The organism is Aristophania sp. ESL1100 (genome assembly GCF_058511235.1).
Window position 1 is genome coordinate 90,001 of record NZ_CP196394.1, and the last position, 15,416, is coordinate 105,416.

The window sequence follows — 15,416 nt, forward strand, 5'->3', positions numbered from 1 at the left end:
ATCTGGACTGGAAGATGATAGGGAAAGAGGGAAGAGAGATACTGACCTATGTTGCATAGAGATATGCTGCGTAAGGTGAGTTGTGGTCTTTAAAGAGTGAATTGTTAGTGCGCCATGTGGGTGACTTATGAAAGTCTGACCACTTGGGTTGGGGTTGTAAGAGATTGCGACGCTGATCTGAGGGTTTCATAAGGGGAAACTCATATGGTGAGAAGAAAAGAAGATGACGCACTGATGTGTGGTTATTGACTGTGAAATTCTTGTTTATTGTTGGGGGAGCGCGAGTGATCCTGGCGATGGATGAGGGTTGAGTGGGAAGTGACTGTGCATGTGGTGTGAGAAAGAGAAGGGCATTTGGTGGATGCCTTGGCACCAGGAGGCGACGAAGGACGTGGCACACTGCGAAAAGCCATGGGGAGCCGTGAGCAGGCATTGATCCGTGGATATCCGAATGGGGCAACCCCCTCGTAAGAGGATCTTATACTGAATACATAGGTATAAGAGGCGAACCCGGGGAACTGAAACATCTCAGTACCTGGAGGAAAAGACATCAACAGAGATTCTGCGAGTAGTGGCGAGCGAAAGCGGAGTAGGCCAGTGCCTTCGATATGAAGTAGAAGAACGGAATGGAAAGTCCGGCCAAAGAGGGTGATAGCCCCGTATTTGAATATCGTATTGAAGGACTTGAGTAGGGCGGGGCACGTGAAACCCTGTCTGAACATGGGGGGACCACCCTCCAAGCCTAAATACTCCCTGGTGACCGATAGTGAACAAGTACCGTGAGGGAAAGGTGAAAAGCACCCCGATAAGGGGAGTGAAAGAGACCTGAAACCAAATGCCTACAAGCAGTCGGAGCCTCAAATGGGGTGACGGCGTACCTTTTGTATAATGGGTCAGCGAGTTTCTGTCCGTAGCGAGCTTAAGCCGATAGGTGTAGGCGCAGCGAAAGCGAGTCTGAATAGGGCGAATTAGTTACTGGTAGAAGACCCGAAACCGAGTGATCTAGCCATGGCCAGGCTGAAGGTGCGGTAACACGTACTGGAGGGCCGAACCCACGCCTGTTGAAAAAGTCGGGGATGAGCTGTGGCTAGGGGTGAAAGGCCAATCAAACTCGGAGATAGCTGGTTCTCCGCGAAATCTATTGAGGTAGAACGTTGCGTATTACCCTCGGGGGTAGAGCACTGGATGGGCTAGGGGGGCCCAAAGCCTTACCAAACCTAACCAAACTCCGAATACCGAAGGAGTAGAGCGCAGCAGACAGACAGTGGGTGCTAAGGTCCATTGTCGAGAGGGAAACAGCCCAGACCACCAGCTAAGGCCCCTAAATCGTGGCTAAGTGGGAAAGGATGTGGGGATTCCAAAACAACCAGGAGGTTGGCTTAGAAGCAGCCATCCTTTAAAGAAAGCGTAATAGCTCACTGGTCTAATAGAAACCCTGCGCCGAAAATGTAACGGGGCTCAAGCCACGTGCCGAAGCTGTGGGTGTATGATTTATCATACGCGGTAGCGGAGCGTTCTGTAAGCCTGCGAAGGAGACGGGGTGACCCTCTCTGGAGGTATCAGAAGCGAGAATGCTGACATAAGTAGCGACAAACAGTGCGAGAAACACTGTCGCCGAAAGTCCAAGGGTTCCTGCGCAAGGTTAATCCCCGCAGGGTGAGCCGGCCCCTAAGGCGAGGGCGAAAGCCGTAGTCGATGGGAACTGGGTAAATATTCCCAGGCCTGCCAGAAGTGACGAATGAGAAATGTTGTATGCTCTTAACGGATTGAGCATGCTTTTGGACCATTCCAGGAAATAGCTCTGGCATATAGACCGTACCCGAAACCGACACAGGTGGACTGGTAGAGAATACCAAGGCGCTTGAGAGAACGATGCTGAAGGAACTAGGCAAATTGCTCGTGTAACTTCGGGATAAACGAGACCCATATGTGGGCAACCATGTATGGGTGGCACAGACCAGGGGGTAGCGACTGTTTAGTAAAAACACAGGGCTCTGCGAAATCGAAAGATGACGTATAGGGCCTGACGCCTGCCCGGTGCCGGAAGGTTAAGAGGAGATGTGAGAGCATTGAATTGAAGCCCCGGTAAACGGCGGCCGTAACTATAACGGTCCTAAGGTAGCGAAATTCCTTGTCGGGTAAGTTCCGACCTGCACGAATGGCGTAACGACTTCCCCGCTGTCTCCAGCATCGGCTCAGCGAAATTGAATTCCCCGTGAAGATGCGGGGTACCCGCGGTCAGACGGAAAGACCCTATGAACCTTTACTGCAGCTTTGCAGTGGCATCAGGAAAATTCTGTGTAGGATAGGTGGGAGGCATCGAAGCAGGGGCGCCAGTTCCTGTGGAGCCGTCCTTGAAATACCACCCTGACTTTTTCTGATGTCTAACCGAGGCCCATTAGCTGGGTCCGGGACCCTGCATGGCAGGCAGTTTGACTGGGGCGGTCGCCTCCTAAAGGATAACGGAGGCGCGCGATGGTGGGCTCAGGTCGGTCGGAAACCGACTGTCGAGTGCAATGGCATAAGCCCGCCTGACTGCGAGAGTGACAGCTCGAGCAGAGACGAAAGTCGGCCATAGTGATCCGGTGGTTCCACGTGGACGGGCCATCGCTCAACGGATAAAAGGTACTCTAGGGATAACAGGCTGATCTCCCCCAAGAGTCCACATCGACGGGGAGGTTTGGCACCTCGATGTCGGCTCATCACATCCTGGGGCTGGAGCAGGTCCCAAGGGTTCGGCTGTTCGCCGATTAAAGTGGTACGTGAGCTGGGTTTAGAACGTCGTGAGACAGTTCGGTCCCTATCTGCCGTGGGTGTAAGAGACTTGAGAGGATTTGTCCCTAGTACGAGAGGACCGGGATGAACGAACCTCTGGTGCACCGGTTGTCACGCCAGTGGCACAGCCGGGTAGCTAAGTTCGGAATGGATAACCGCTGAAAGCATCTAAGCGGGAAACCAGCCTCAAAACTAGGTCTCATAGAGCCGTTCAAGACCAGGACGTTGATAGGTCAGGTGTGTAAGGGAGGTAACTCTCTTAGCTAACTGATACTAATCGCTCATATCTCTCACACATAAACACATGCACAGTCATCTCCTACTCAAAAACACTTCTCATAAAAATACGCACTAACACTTCTTACTCTCTCTTTACAGAGTGAGCGGGAAGACCTGGTGGCTATGGCAGGGGGATTAAACCCGATCCCATCCCGAACTCGGCCGTAAAACACCCTAGCGCCTATGATACTGCACCTTAAGGTGCGGAAAAGTCGGTCGCCGCCAGGTCCCCTCGCTCACTCTCTTTACCCACCACCGCTGCGGGGTGGAGCAGCCCGGTAGCTCGTCAGGCTCATAACCTGAAGGCCGCAGGTTCAAATCCTGCCCCCGCTTCCAATTCATCCCCCCACCTAAAAATAATACCCAAAGATTATTAAAAACGACTTCTTGTAGCGATTGTCACCACCACCCGCCGCTCCATATGAAACGCCTTTGTCGTTGTTACGTATATCCAAGCCCATATCAGCTCAGATACCTTATCTCAGGTAATGGCACGGATGCCAAAAAGGTCCTATTGGTCTATCTGTCCGAAGATAACTTCCTGGCGCCGATGAGATATTGGGTCAGGATATTAGCGCGGTCGGGGGACATGCCTCCAATAACGGCAGAGACTTTACGCGGTGACATATGCCGTGCGACAGGGACGAGGACGCGCATATCCAGCACATTGAAAACAGCGGCGGCGTCACGAGGGGGCATTTGTTCGTAAATATGAGCAAGGCGAAGGATTTTTTGCTCTGTGCTTTTTTTTCTGCTTTCCTGGTCTTGTGACAGTTCTGCTGTTTTCTGATTCAGTTCCTTGAACTGGTTATTGAGGTCTTCTTTTTCCGCTTCAAGCGCTGTTTTTTCATTGTCTAGATACTGAAACCGGGACTGATTTTCCTGCCTTCTTTTCTGAATCGTCTCTTCGAGTTTCTGTTCAGCTGCATGGGTTAAAGGGTCAGATAAAGCGGAATCCTCTGTTGGAGATTCAGGCTCTTTCCCTTTGGGCTGCGTCGTGTGTTTCCAGCCCAGTGCTTCTTCCGTGACAAAGTTTTTTTCTTCATTTTGGGAAGATGATGCTTTTTTCTCTTTTGCTGTCTCAGTTTTGGCTACTTTAGGCTGAGCAGGGGGAGACGGTTTATCGAGCTCCTCCTTTACCTCCGCAGCGAGTGAATGAAGGCTGAAAGCCAGGGTCACAAGCATCAGAGCGGTTGAGATATTGACGATCTTGCTCAAGGACAGGCTGTTATTTTTCATGGTTCCAGGAGCGTCCTGCCAAAAGAGAATGAGAGCCGAGAAAAAAGCATAAGTCAGGACGCGGAATCAGGATTTCATCATATTAATCGTACGCGTCAACATGGAGCGCGTAATCTGCATGGTGTTCAGATTGGCTTCATAAGCATGCTGGGCGTCATGTGAATCCATAATTTCAATTAAAGGATTTACGTTCGGGACTTTCACATAACCCTGTGCATTCGCTGCGGGATGATTGGGGTCATAACGTGTCTGGAAGTCAGAACGATCAAGACCTATTTTCTGGACCTCCACATTGGAGGTGCCGCTTGTCCGGTCGAGCGCTTCTTTAAAAGTGATTGTTTTGCGGCGGTAAGGGTCGCTGCCAGGGGTTGAGCCTGTTGTCTCGGCATTGGCCAGATTTTCAGAGGCGATGCGTAATCTTTCAGCCTGAGAGTGCATGCCGCTGGCTGAAATCCCTATAATACTGGAGAAATCCATAATCGTTACTCCCTACAGTCAGTTACGAAGAAGAAGAACCGGAGCTTCCGAGCGCCATGGAGTACATGCTCATATAGCGCCCGTAAACGGTTGTGGCGAAACGGTGCTGGTCGTTCGTATCAGCAATTTTGACGAGTTCATCTTCAAGAGAAACCTTGTTTCCTGTCAGTGTGGAAAGAGTTCCTGTTTCGTGAGATGTGCTCTCTGAGACGTTTTTCTCAATATGTTTCGGGTTTGTTGTCGTCAGGGCAAGAGAATTATGAGAGGCCAGAACGCCCTGAAAAGGAGACAGATCTTTCGGTTTATAATCAGGCGTGTTGGCATTGGCGACGTTGCCTGCCAGAAGAGATTCACGGCGCTGGAGCCAGTCCATCCGCTGCTCTGCGAGGTGGAGAAGATCAGTGCCTTTGATGTTCTGGGACATGATCCGGCTTATATCAGTCATGGCGTTGTCTCTTCATCAGTCGGTTCTGGTGTTACAAGAAGCTTGAAGATGTGGTCAGTGTTACTGTCAAAAGGTCTGGAGTTTATTTTCTTCAGCAACCAGTTAAGTGTTGTTGCGTCTTTTGCGCGGGACGCATCGGAAGCAAGACGTAAGGCGAGTAATTGCTGATTGAGGGTCAGATCGCCTGTATCAGGGACGTTCGTTTCAACCATTTTCTTTACATCAGGAATCGCTGAATCCCATTCACTGCGGTTTTCGTGAATTCTGGCTCTCATATCAGCGGCTGTTATGGTTGTATCGCTATTAAGGAGATACAAGGCCACTTCCGGCTTGCCTGAAGCAGCCGCCACCTGGGCAATAAGCCTGGTTCTTGTGGCTTTCTCCTCCTGGGAGGAACCGGCATTACCGGCTGATATAAGCACGTGATTCGCCTCTTTATAATCGCCTCTTTGCAGATAAGAGGTGGCAAGGAGATTTGTCGCTTCCACTTTCTCAGCAGGATTTTGCAACATGGGAATAGCCGCCGAATAGGTCTGGGAGGCTTCTTTCAGCAAACCAAGGCTGGAGAGGAGCTTTCCATAGGCTACAAGAAGCGTCGCCTTGTCCGGTCCATCAGGAAGGTTGGGAAGGTGAGCGCGCAAAATGGCAGCTTTGCGGAGTTCAGGAATCGTCTGACCAGAGGATTGTGACGGGCCGTTTTGCGGCTCACTGACAATATGATCTAGAATATGGGTCAGCATGGGGAGATAACGCTGATTATATTTCTGGAAAGACAGGTCCTTCCCCTGATCCAGAGCTGAAAGAGCATGTTCCCATTGTTGGGAGCGCATGGCAGCATCAGCCTGTAGCATCAGTACCAGGGCTTCTCGTCTGGCGAGGCGGGCATCTGGTTGAAGGGTCGCAAATTTTTTAATCGCTTCTTCAGGTTTCAGGCGCCCTTCATTGAGGTCCAGGGATAATTTTGCCTCGGTTGCTTTTTCAGCAAGAATGACATCAGGACTTGAACTCAGAGAGTCCAGTCTCTTTCTGGCCTCACCGTTCTTTCCGATACGGAGGTCCCTGAGCGCAAGAGCGAGAGAAACATCGGGAGTTTCCGGCAGGGAATCGAGAATTTTCATATCCTCAATCGTGCCGTAACGGGCAATCTGCTCTGTTGCGATGGGAAGGAGAATCGGTTTCAGGACGTCCGGATAACTTTGAAGGCGCTGAAAATCATTGGAAAGAAGATGGGCTGATTCCTCATTGTTCTTTCCCAGAACAGCGTCATAAAGACCTTTCCAGAGTTGTGTTGCCCGCAGGTCATCTTCGGGCCATCTGGCATCCAGCAGGTCAGCCTGACTGAGGTCCCCCTTCAGAAGGGCGATGGCGCCTGCAAGAAAACGTATATCGGGTCTTATGGCTTCTTCGGGATCATCATCGAGGGCAACGGTCATGATCGTCCGTGCTGAGGTAAAATCCCCGACATTCAGGGCCGCCTGAGCGGCTTCTATGCGTTTTTGAAACCGTTCCTGAGGGGGGGAGTCCGCCGCGGCAAGAAGGGCCTGATGGTAACGTTCTTTCGCTTCAGGAAGCGCATTGTGTCTCAGCCCGAGCCATTTCAGATCAACATCATTGGCATAGATTGCCTGGTCAAGATCAGGGAGTGCTTTTCCTCCCATGGAAAGAATCACACCATTATGGGTGCGACGCATTTCGATAGAGTGCGTAGGCGTATTGTCGTTAATGACGACTCCTTCGAGAGTCGGCCATAAATCATAATGGGCCCCATGACGCAGAGAGAGAATGCCCCCATCATCCAGAGTTGATGTAGCAACAAGCAATTTCTGATTGGAGGCAGGGTCCGTTATGGAAAAAATCCGGCCCGGCTTTCTCATGGGCAGTAAAAGCCCTTCAGGGGTCAGTCGGGGAACAATTTCTTTTCGGAGTTTGTAGCTTCCGCCGGGGGGAGGGGCATCCCCCAGGACCCATCCTTCACTTTGCTGGGAAAGAAACAGCCTTCTTGTATCAGGTAAGGGAAGGGTAATGAGCGTAACTTGCGGAAGAGACTGAACCGTCAGTCTGGAAAAAATGCCGTCACCTCTTAAGGAAGAGGTGTCCATCGGCTGGGTGCTGTCAATAACGATGACAAATTTAGAGCCGCTCTTATAAGCCGCTATCCCCATATCCGTGGGAATGGGGAGCAGAATACGGTTGCGTGACGCCTCCGCAGAAGCAGGCTGTTCAGGAGGGCGCGCTGTTTTTGGAAGGGGTGCCTTGGTGGAAAGGGCAGATTTCTTCCCAGTGATTTTCCCGGTGACTTTCAAAGGAGCGGGCGGAGCGTCCTGACGTGGTGCACCGACTCCGATCACATGAGCGTTCCATCCTTCGGGCAGGCCTTTAAGGAGCCTATCCTCACTGGAAGATGTTGTTGAAGGAGGTGCTGCCAGAGCTGGAAAAGAGAGAAGCGTCAGACAGGAGGCCAGTAATAAAGATCTCGATACATACCCTCGGGAACTGGCAGATCCCTTTTTAAATACCGCACTGTTTTTAATGACAGGACCTGAAAAAATCTTATCAGAAACCGGCAGCATTAAAATACTCTTTCCAAAACAAGGCGAAACATCATTTAAGGACAGACCGTAAGCAGGCTTGCGCATGCTCCAAATGGTTTTTCCGTCATTTCCCGGAAGGTGAAATCAGGCCAGAAGATTAACGAAATCAGCCGTTGCAGACTGTTTTTTTACATTCCGGGCCGAAGGAACAATCTGCCCCGTTGCATCGAATTGAACGGTCGTTCTGGCATGTCTGCCCTGTTCTGAAACCAGTTTAAAAGTTGCGTTGGTGGTATTTTCCGGCCGATTTTTAATACGGCTGATGGAGGCCTGATGCGTAACCGCCGCATGAAGTACTGAACTTGCCTTATTTGCTGCATAAATATCGGACATGAGGCTTCCTCCAGACCTTTAAAAAGGTCACAAGCTGTTAACCATTTTCAAAATAAACCAAGCTTTCCTTTAGTCCAAGTTTTTTTTAATAAATGCCACATTTATAACACTGGTAATGACAATATTTTCTGCTAAAATAAACCTTTATTTATTTTTTGCTGTCTGGATAGAGCGTTCGGCAAGTCACTGATATTTCTGTACCTCGCCTTGATAAGGGGAAACAGCAAAAGATTGAGTAAAACCAGCCATAATAAAGGGTTTTCAGGACATGGCGGCAAACGGACTATCTTCTCTCTCCATGCAGAATTTTGATGCCATGCAGGCATATGGTAATGCCCAGAAATTAAGAGAGGCCAATGCCTCTTCCGAGACGGACTCCGCTCTGGAAACAGGGGCTGCTTCTCATGGCTCTGACGCGGTATCGAGCTTCGGTCAGGTGCTTGATCAGGCGATCGGCAATGCGATTCAGACCGGAAAAGTGGCAGAGACACAGACAGCAGAGGCGCTGTCAGGAAAAGGGAATCTCTCTGACGTTGTGGCCTCTGTGGAAGAAGCCAAATTGACCTTGCAGACGGTCACAACGCTGAGAGACAAGTTCGTCAATGCCTATCAGGAAGTGATGAGAATGTCTGTTTAAGGGCGGAATTCAGTGAATAATGCGGTCGATATTCAGGAAATTCTGCGGCAATCATTGATGGTTGCCGTCAAGTTGGGGGCACCTTCACTTCTGGCATCTCTGCTGGCGGGTTTATGCGTCTCTCTCTTTCAGGCCATGACCCAGGTCAATGAAGCGACGCTCTCATTTGTTCCCAAATTTACGGTTGCCATGTTTACCTTGCTGCTGACGGGGTCTTTCATGGGGTCCATCATGCACACTTATGCCCACATGATTTTTGACCAGATTATTAAGGTGGGAGGGTCCTGATTGCCTGTTCCTTCCGCTTTTCCAGCCTCGTCTGCTCTGGCCTCGCCCGCTCTGGGAGATGTGAATGGTTCAATGGCTGTTCTTGCCGGGGTATTTCTGATCGTCCTCTGCCGCGTCAGTGCGATTATCATGACCTCTCCCGGCCTGGGGGAGACCGTGATTCCCATGCGGATCAGAGCCGGAGTCGCATTGGGTGTGACGGTTGCCATCCTTCCTGTGTTACAGGATAGAGTGACGTCTCTGGCTGGAGAGGTGCTGCGTGTGCCGGCACTGGCCATGGGGATCGTCGCTGAAGAGCTGCTTTGCGGAATTTTTATAGGACTTCTGGCACGCCTGATTGCCATGTCACTGGTGGTGGCTGCCCAGATGATCGCCATTTTCACGGGGTTATCCAGTGTGATCCAGTCTGATAGTGAGCTGGGTGCCTCAAGTACGGCGGTCGCTCATTTAATGAATGTCCTGATGCCGGTGATTTTTCTGAGCACGGGCCTTTATGCACTGCCCTTACTGGCTGTAACGGGGTCTTACGTCGTTTTTCCTGCGGGCCATATTACGGGATTGATGGTTGGTGATATGGCCATGAGTCTGACGACCGCTATTACCGAAACACTCCGGATTGCCATGCAGCTTGCCTCTCCCTTTATTCTGGTGGGGACTTTATGGCCGGCCATGCTGGGCGTTCTGAACCGTCTGATGCCTGCCATACAGGTTTACGGAATAGCTATGCCGGCGCAGATTCTCGGCGGTGTTTTTCTTCTGGCGCTTCTGATGCAGGTCATTACCGGGACGTGGGTGGAAAAAATCGAAGGGCTTTTATCAGCATTGCCTGGTATCTCGAGTTTTTCATCACTCCATCCATCACCTCCTTCCTAAAGGAAGCCTTTTATGGCCGAAGAAGGTGGAGGAGGCGGGGGCGAGAAAACGCAGGCCCCGACCCCGGAAAAACTTAAAAAAGCCCGTGAAGAAGGGAACGTCCCCCAATCCAGAGAACTTTTGTTACTGGTTTCTCTGGGTGGTTTTCTGCTGATTTTTATTCTGACTATGTCCGATTCAGCAGCGCAGTTTCTGGCGTCCATGAAGGATCTGATCTCGCGTTTCTGGCTTGTGGAGGATGACCCGCAGGCTATTTTTGCCTTAGGCAGGCAGGCTCTTAAAAATGGTATGGCCGTTGCCATTCCTTTTCTGGTCTTTGGAGTGGGGATCACGGTCCTGTTCGGGATGATGCAGACAGGGTTTCTGTTCAGGCCTCAGGCGCTTAAAATCGACATAACCCGTCTTTCTCCCATGAAAGGGCTGAAGAGGGTTTTAAGCCTGAATAACGTCATAGAACTCCTCAAAAATATCGCGAAATGCTCCGTATTCGGATTCATCTTATATGGTGTTGCCTATAAAACGCTGGATATTTCCCCGCAGACAGAAAGATGGACGACACTTCGCCTTGTTAAGGAACTGAGTAACTGGTTCATCTACGCGGTTTTTCTGGTCATTGTGACCCAGTGCCTGATTACGGTCCTCGATGAAGTCTGGACAAGGTACCGCCATTTTTCAAAGTTGAAAATGAGTCTTCAGGAAGTCAAGGATGAGATGAAACAGACGGAGGGCGATCCTCTCATTAAATCGCGATTGCGCAATATAAGAATACGTCGCTCCCGGCAGAGAATCCGTGAGGCGGTTCGGAAATCAACCGTTGTGATTGTCAACCCGACCCATTATGCCGTGGCGCTCTATTATGACAGCAAGAGCGGGGCAGCCCCGTTGCTGTCTGCAAAAGGCGTCGATGAACTGGCCTTTCGTATGAGAGAAATGGCAAAAGAGGCAAAAGTGCCTGTTATTTCCAATCCGCCTCTGGCGCGTTCTCTCTATACGCTTCCACTGGAATCCGAAATACCTGAAGAGTTCTGGAAGCCGGTTGCAGCTATTATTGCCTATATTATCAAATTAAAAACGCCTGGAGCCCGCGCAGGAACTTATCAATAAGGGAAATTATTAAAGAATTTTCTAATGATAAGTTAAAGGTTGCTTTTTAAAGATTATCTGTTCATGATGAAATTATGGTGAAATTGTGTCAGGAAATTATCCATTGCCTTTTCTTAAAGGTTATTTCTGGGAAAATTCAGTAATTTCCTGTAAGTTTAGGACGATATTCTATGGCTGGTGTTTTTAATGCACTATCAACTGCAGTCAGCGGTATTAATGCCCAGGCAGATGCCTTTACAAATCTAAGTAATAACATCGCAAACAGTCAGACAGTCGGTTATAAAGCGACCTCAACCTCTTTTCAGGACTTTGTTGCAGGTAATAACGCAAATCTGGCCGGGGCTTATGCCCATTCTGTCTCGGCCTCGACCGTCCAGCATGTCGATAATGATGGTGCAGCCACCAATAGTAATAATGCCCTGGCCATGATGGTTTCCGGCAAAGGGATGTTCATCGTGACCAAACCTCAGGGGACGGCCGGCACCGCAGTCACGTTCGGGACGCAACAATATTATACCAAAAATGGTGACTTCAATATTGATAAAAACGGCTATATCGTCAACACGTCCGGTTATTATCTGGAGGGATATTCCGTTGATGAGAATGGCTCTCTGAGCAATGCTCTGGGTCCCTTACAGGTTGGGAACGTGACGTTCAGGCCGACACAGACAAATACCGTCACCCAGAATGCAACGGTCGGGAAAGTCCCGACAAATATGGGCGATTATACGCCGGACGACGCCCAGACTTATACGACACCTTCCACAACGGTTTATGATGCTCAGCATCAGCCCCATAATCTGGCAGCCCAATGGACGCAAAGCCCGAGTAACCCGCTGGTCTGGACGGTCAATGTGTATGACGCCGATGGCAAGGGGGCTATTTCGTCTGGGGATTATCAGGTCACGTTTAACGCTGATGGCACTTTGGCAGCAATTGCGGATTCCAAGGGCAATCAGGTCAGTTCCTCAGCTCCTGGGGCTCCTGCCGAAATTCCGGTTCATGCTAAATATGGCGATAATAATACCCTGGATATGGTCTTTTCCCTCGGCACAATTGGTGGCCGGACAGGGACAATCATGGCCACTGGCAGCAACCAGCCTTCAAGCTCTCAGTCCGTATCAGTATCGCTTTCAGGAAGTGATCTGAATATGGGCAATGGCATTATCCTGGGCACAACAACCGGGAGCAGCCAGAGTTACATGACCTCTCCCACATCCTTGAAGGATGATCAGGGCAATCCCGTTCTCGATAGTGATGGCAATCCCGTTTCAGTGGCGTTAAGCTGGGCCCAAACGTCCTCCTCTCCACCGACATGGAGTGTTAAGGCGGTTGACCCTTATAATCCTGCTTCCACATCTGTCAGTGGGTCTTATTCCGTTGTCTTTAATGCGACAGGCGGGATTGAGAGTGTCACAGATGCGAATGGCGGGACGGCTGACGCGTCTCAATTAAGTTTTACGGTGAATGGGGCCTCTTATAACCTCAATGCCAATACGAGTGTCCAGCTTACAACAGCGACGTCTGTCAACAGGGATAGTTCGGCTCTGATTAATGACAGTATTGTGCAGGGAAGATATCAGACAACCAAAATCAGTAGTGACGGGTCTGTGACAGCTATTTTTGATAATGGTTATTCACAGATAACGGGGAAAATTCCTGTGGCAACCTTTAGTGATATGAATGCGTTGCAGGCCGTTAATGGGCAGGCCTATGAGGCAACGTCGGATTCAGGGATGCCTGTCGTTGGATATATCGGTGAAAATGGCGGAACAGCCTTGAATGTCGGTCAGGTTGAAGGTTCAACAACTGATCTGACCAGCGACCTGTCCGCCCTGATCGTGGCGCAGGAAGCGTATAGCGCCAATACAAAGGTGATTACGACGGCTGACACACTGCTTCAGCAGACCATTGCCATGAAACAGTAACGGCACTGATTGAAAAGGCGGTTTCCTCTTTTGAGGGACCGCCTTTTTTTGTGGTGGGACATGTTTTTTCTATCAGGGGGTGTTTTTGTCAATGAAGCCTTTTCCTGTCTGGCCCCGAGGACTATTTTTTGCGATGGCAGGGTTTTTCTGTGTTCTCAGGGACATGCCGCCCGCTTTTGCTGATGTGATATTTCATGGCCCTTTCCCCACTTATCCCGCGCCCCGTCCTCCGCTCTTGAGCCCTCCGCATATGAGTCAATCGCCGCATCATCCGCCTTTTTCTCCTCGTCACGCTCGTCCCCCTTTCTCCCCAATGAGAGTCAATCCTCCTTATGGATATAGAGGTTATCAGGGTGGAGAAATGGTTATAGAACAACCATATAATACGCAGGGGACACAGTCCTCTCCCGGTTTTCGGCATGGACGATCCTGCGTTGATAAGATCTGTATCGGAGATTAAGGGACGTATGCTTCCATCATCTTTATAGATGAGACACCGTCAATAAAATGTCCCTCATTTCTATAATGAAGAAAGAAGCCCATAAATGGTCGGAGTAAGAGGATTCGAACCTCCGGCCCCTGCGTCCCGAACACAGTGCTCTACCAGGCTGAGCTATACTCCGAGCTTCTTAAAGATTTCCTACCGTGCTCTTGCCCGATAAGCAAGAGGGGAGATGATGAAATAAAAAAAGACTTTCACTTTAAAAGGTGAAAGTCTTTTTTCGGGAGGCTATTGTTTTAAAGCGCTTTTTCCAGTTCAGGCAGGATTTCGAAGAGATCTCCCACCATGCCGTAATCAGCCACTTTGAAAATAGGGGCTTCAGGGTCGATATTGATCGCCACAATCACGCGGCTGTCTTTCATCCCTGCGAGATGCTGGATCGCCCCTGATAACCCAACAGCGATATACAGATCCGGGGCGACGACTTTTCCTGTCTGCCCGACCTGTAATTCATTAGGGGCAAAACCGGCATCCACCGCCGCGCGGGACGCTCCGATAGCGGCTCCCAGTTTATCCGCGACGGGCGCTAGAAGACGCTCGAAATTAGCCGCATCTTTCAGACCCTTGCCACCGGAGATGACAATGCGGGCTGTTTCAAGCTCAGGCCGGTTGGACTGGCTGAGCTCAACACGGACAAAGCGAACACCTTTGTCATTTTCCGGCGCTTCAAGGGCTTCAACAGGCGCCGTGCCGTCAGAATCCTTCACCGGGTCAAAGCTTGAACCACGAACTGTCAGAATCTTGACGGAATCACGTGACTGCACAGTGGCCAGAGCACTGCCTGCATAAACAGGGCGGACAAAGGTTGCCTCATCTTTAATGGCAATCACGTCAGAAACAGGCTGAACACCCAGAAGACCGGCCAGACGGGGGAGAATATTTTTCCCCGTCGCTGAGGCAGCTGCCACGATGTGACTGTAATCAGACGCCAATTTTGCGAGCAGATCCGCCACTGGCTCAGCAAGAGCATGGTCAAGATTCGTGACGTGAAGAACTTTTCTCACACCTTCAAGGCGCGCGGCGGCCTCAGCCCCGGCACCAATCACAAGGGCGTCCACCTCTCCGAAAGAGCGGGATGCTGCCACTGCTGAGCGCGTTGCCTGACGGACTTTGCCCTCTTCGATTTCAATCAGAACAAGCGCGGTCATGGGAGCACCTTTGCTTCTGTTTTAAGCTTTGAGACGAGCTCTTCAACACTATTGACCAATATGCCGGGTTTGCGCTCAGCTGGCTCTTCAACTTTAACGAGTGTCAGATGAGGCGTCAGATCCACACCGAGGCTCTCTGCTTCAATCGTCTCAAGCGGTTTCTTGCGCGCCTTCATGATATTGGGCAGTGACGCATAACGCGGCTCATTCAAGCGGAGATCAGCCGTGATAATGGCGGGGAGGGGGATGGAAATCACTTCAATCCCGCCATCAATCTCACGTGAAACTTCTGCACGATTGTCAGAAATTGTCACTTTGCTGGCAAAGGTCGCCTGTGGCCAGGAAAGCATGGCAGCCAGCATCTGGCCTGTTGCATTCATGTCGTCATCAATGGCCTGTTTGCCCATGCTGACAAGGCCAGGCTCTTCGCGCTCAATGATGAGTTTCAGAATCCTGGCAACAGCCAGAGGCTCAATCAGAGCGTCTGTCTTGATCAGGATCGCACGGTCAGCCCCCATGGCCATCGCCGTGCGGAGGACATCCTGCGCTGCCTGTGGACCAATGGAAACGGCTACAATTTCACTTGCAGCGCCCTTCTCACGCAGTCTTATGGCTTCTTCAAGGGCGATTTCGTCGAAGGGATTCATCGACATTTTCACGCCTTGCGTTTCAATACCACTGCCATCAGCCGCTACGCGCGGTTTGATGTTATAATCAACAACCCGTTTGACGGGGACAAGAATCTTCATTGTCATCTTTCGTCGTTGTTGCCGCCAGAAAATCCAGAATAAATCACA

Annotated in this window: 12 protein-coding genes, 2 tRNA genes and 2 rRNA genes; 8 read left to right on the forward strand and 8 right to left on the reverse strand. The window is 50.5% G+C overall.

Going from position 1 to position 15,416, the window contains the following annotated elements; genetic code table 11:
* The first annotated feature begins 333 nt into the window (after nucleotides 1-333).
* From ACSYSY_RS00390 to ACSYSY_RS00400, 3 genes are all read left to right on the forward strand, one after another.
* Nucleotides 334-3,073, forward strand: a 23S ribosomal RNA gene (locus ACSYSY_RS00390).
* 94 nt (nucleotides 3,074-3,167) lie between these two features.
* Nucleotides 3,168-3,282: ribosomal RNA gene (gene rrf / locus ACSYSY_RS00395) — 5S ribosomal RNA — on the forward strand.
* A 31-nt stretch (nucleotides 3,283-3,313) separates the two neighbouring features.
* Nucleotides 3,314-3,390: transfer RNA gene (locus tag ACSYSY_RS00400), tRNA-Met, on the forward strand.
* 183 nt (nucleotides 3,391-3,573) lie between these two features.
* On the opposite strand, the gene ACSYSY_RS00405 is transcribed toward ACSYSY_RS00400, so the two are convergent.
* From ACSYSY_RS00405 to ACSYSY_RS00425, 5 genes are all read right to left on the reverse strand, one after another.
* Entirely contained in the window at nucleotides 3,574-4,293 is a 720-nt protein-coding gene (locus ACSYSY_RS00405) for a MotE family protein (RefSeq protein WP_491707368.1), read from the reverse strand.
* Nucleotides 4,294-4,359: 66 nt separating this feature from the next.
* Entirely contained in the window at nucleotides 4,360-4,770 is a 411-nt protein-coding gene (gene flgC, locus ACSYSY_RS00410; RefSeq protein WP_491707369.1) for a flagellar basal body rod protein FlgC, read from the reverse strand.
* A gap of 22 nt (nucleotides 4,771-4,792) precedes the next feature.
* Nucleotides 4,793-5,215 carry a flagellar basal body rod protein FlgB gene (locus ACSYSY_RS00415; RefSeq protein WP_491707370.1) on the reverse strand — a complete coding sequence of 141 codons (423 nt, stop codon included), beginning with the start codon at nucleotides 5,213-5,215 and terminating at the stop codon, nucleotides 4,793-4,795.
* On the reverse strand, nucleotides 5,212-7,785 hold the full coding sequence (locus ACSYSY_RS00420; RefSeq protein ID WP_491707371.1) for a tetratricopeptide repeat protein: 2,574 nt from the start codon (nucleotides 7,783-7,785) through the stop codon (nucleotides 5,212-5,214). Before ACSYSY_RS00420 ends, ACSYSY_RS00415 begins: the two co-directional genes overlap by 4 nt.
* A 105-nt stretch (nucleotides 7,786-7,890) precedes the next feature.
* On the reverse strand, nucleotides 7,891-8,139 hold the full coding sequence (locus ACSYSY_RS00425; protein ID WP_491707372.1) for a hypothetical protein: 249 nt from the start codon (nucleotides 8,137-8,139) through the stop codon (nucleotides 7,891-7,893).
* Nucleotides 8,140-8,407: 268 nt separating this feature from the next.
* Between ACSYSY_RS00425 and fliE the strand changes: the two genes are divergently transcribed.
* The 5 genes from fliE (at nucleotide 8,408) to ACSYSY_RS00450 (ending at nucleotide 12,969) form a co-directional block, all read left to right on the forward strand.
* Complete coding sequence (gene fliE, locus ACSYSY_RS00430) at nucleotides 8,408-8,776, forward strand: flagellar hook-basal body complex protein FliE (RefSeq protein WP_491707373.1); 369 nt, start codon at nucleotides 8,408-8,410, stop codon at nucleotides 8,774-8,776.
* A gap of 12 nt (nucleotides 8,777-8,788) precedes the next feature.
* On the forward strand, nucleotides 8,789-9,064 hold the full coding sequence (locus ACSYSY_RS00435; protein WP_491707374.1) for a flagellar biosynthetic protein FliQ: 276 nt from the start codon (nucleotides 8,789-8,791) through the stop codon (nucleotides 9,062-9,064).
* Nucleotides 9,065-9,937 carry a flagellar biosynthetic protein FliR gene (locus tag ACSYSY_RS00440; protein WP_491707375.1) on the forward strand — a complete coding sequence of 291 codons (873 nt, stop codon included), beginning with the start codon at nucleotides 9,065-9,067 and terminating at the stop codon, nucleotides 9,935-9,937. It begins immediately after the preceding gene.
* A gap of 12 nt (nucleotides 9,938-9,949) precedes the next feature.
* Entirely contained in the window at nucleotides 9,950-11,041 is a 1,092-nt protein-coding gene (locus ACSYSY_RS00445; RefSeq protein ID WP_491707376.1) for an EscU/YscU/HrcU family type III secretion system export apparatus switch protein, read from the forward strand.
* A gap of 170 nt (nucleotides 11,042-11,211) precedes the next feature.
* Nucleotides 11,212-12,969, forward strand: a complete 1,758-nt coding sequence (locus ACSYSY_RS00450) for a flagellar hook-basal body complex protein (protein ID WP_491707377.1) — start codon at nucleotides 11,212-11,214, stop codon at nucleotides 12,967-12,969.
* A 546-nt stretch (nucleotides 12,970-13,515) separates the two neighbouring features.
* Here ACSYSY_RS00450 and ACSYSY_RS00455 read toward each other — a convergent pair.
* The 3 genes from ACSYSY_RS00455 to ACSYSY_RS00465 all read right to left on the reverse strand — a co-directional run bounded on the left by ACSYSY_RS00455 (nucleotide 13,516) and on the right by ACSYSY_RS00465 (nucleotide 15,368).
* A tRNA-Pro gene (locus ACSYSY_RS00455) sits at nucleotides 13,516-13,592 on the reverse strand.
* A 115-nt stretch (nucleotides 13,593-13,707) separates the two neighbouring features.
* Nucleotides 13,708-14,619 (reverse strand): electron transfer flavoprotein subunit alpha/FixB family protein, encoded by a 912-nt coding sequence (locus ACSYSY_RS00460; protein WP_491707378.1) that lies wholly within the window; start codon nucleotides 14,617-14,619, stop codon nucleotides 13,708-13,710.
* Nucleotides 14,616-15,368 (reverse strand): electron transfer flavoprotein subunit beta/FixA family protein, encoded by a 753-nt coding sequence (locus tag ACSYSY_RS00465; protein ID WP_491707379.1) that lies wholly within the window; start codon nucleotides 15,366-15,368, stop codon nucleotides 14,616-14,618. The genes ACSYSY_RS00460 and ACSYSY_RS00465 overlap by 4 nt, the downstream gene beginning before the upstream one ends.
* Nucleotides 15,369-15,416 lie beyond the last annotated feature (48 nt).

Coding starts and splice junctions, on each gene's coding strand:
- ACSYSY_RS00415 (WP_491707370.1), bottom strand. CDS start 5,215: ATGACTGATATAAGCCGGATCATGTCCCAGAACATCAAAGGCACTGAT.
- ACSYSY_RS00420 (WP_491707371.1), bottom strand. CDS start 7,785: ATGCTGCCGGTTTCTGATAAGATTTTTTCAGGTCCTGTCATTAAAAAC.
- ACSYSY_RS00405 (WP_491707368.1), bottom strand. CDS start 4,293: ATGAAAAATAACAGCCTGTCCTTGAGCAAGATCGTCAATATCTCAACC.
- ACSYSY_RS00425 (WP_491707372.1), bottom strand. CDS start 8,139: ATGTCCGATATTTATGCAGCAAATAAGGCAAGTTCAGTACTTCATGCG.
- ACSYSY_RS00450 (WP_491707377.1), top strand. CDS start 11,212: ATGGCTGGTGTTTTTAATGCACTATCAACTGCAGTCAGCGGTATTAAT.
- flgC (WP_491707369.1), bottom strand. CDS start 4,770: ATGGATTTCTCCAGTATTATAGGGATTTCAGCCAGCGGCATGCACTCT.
- fliE (WP_491707373.1), top strand. CDS start 8,408: ATGGCGGCAAACGGACTATCTTCTCTCTCCATGCAGAATTTTGATGCC.
- ACSYSY_RS00460 (WP_491707378.1), bottom strand. CDS start 14,619: ATGACCGCGCTTGTTCTGATTGAAATCGAAGAGGGCAAAGTCCGTCAG.
- ACSYSY_RS00445 (WP_491707376.1), top strand. CDS start 9,950: ATGGCCGAAGAAGGTGGAGGAGGCGGGGGCGAGAAAACGCAGGCCCCG.
- ACSYSY_RS00465 (WP_491707379.1), bottom strand. CDS start 15,368: ATGAAGATTCTTGTCCCCGTCAAACGGGTTGTTGATTATAACATCAAA.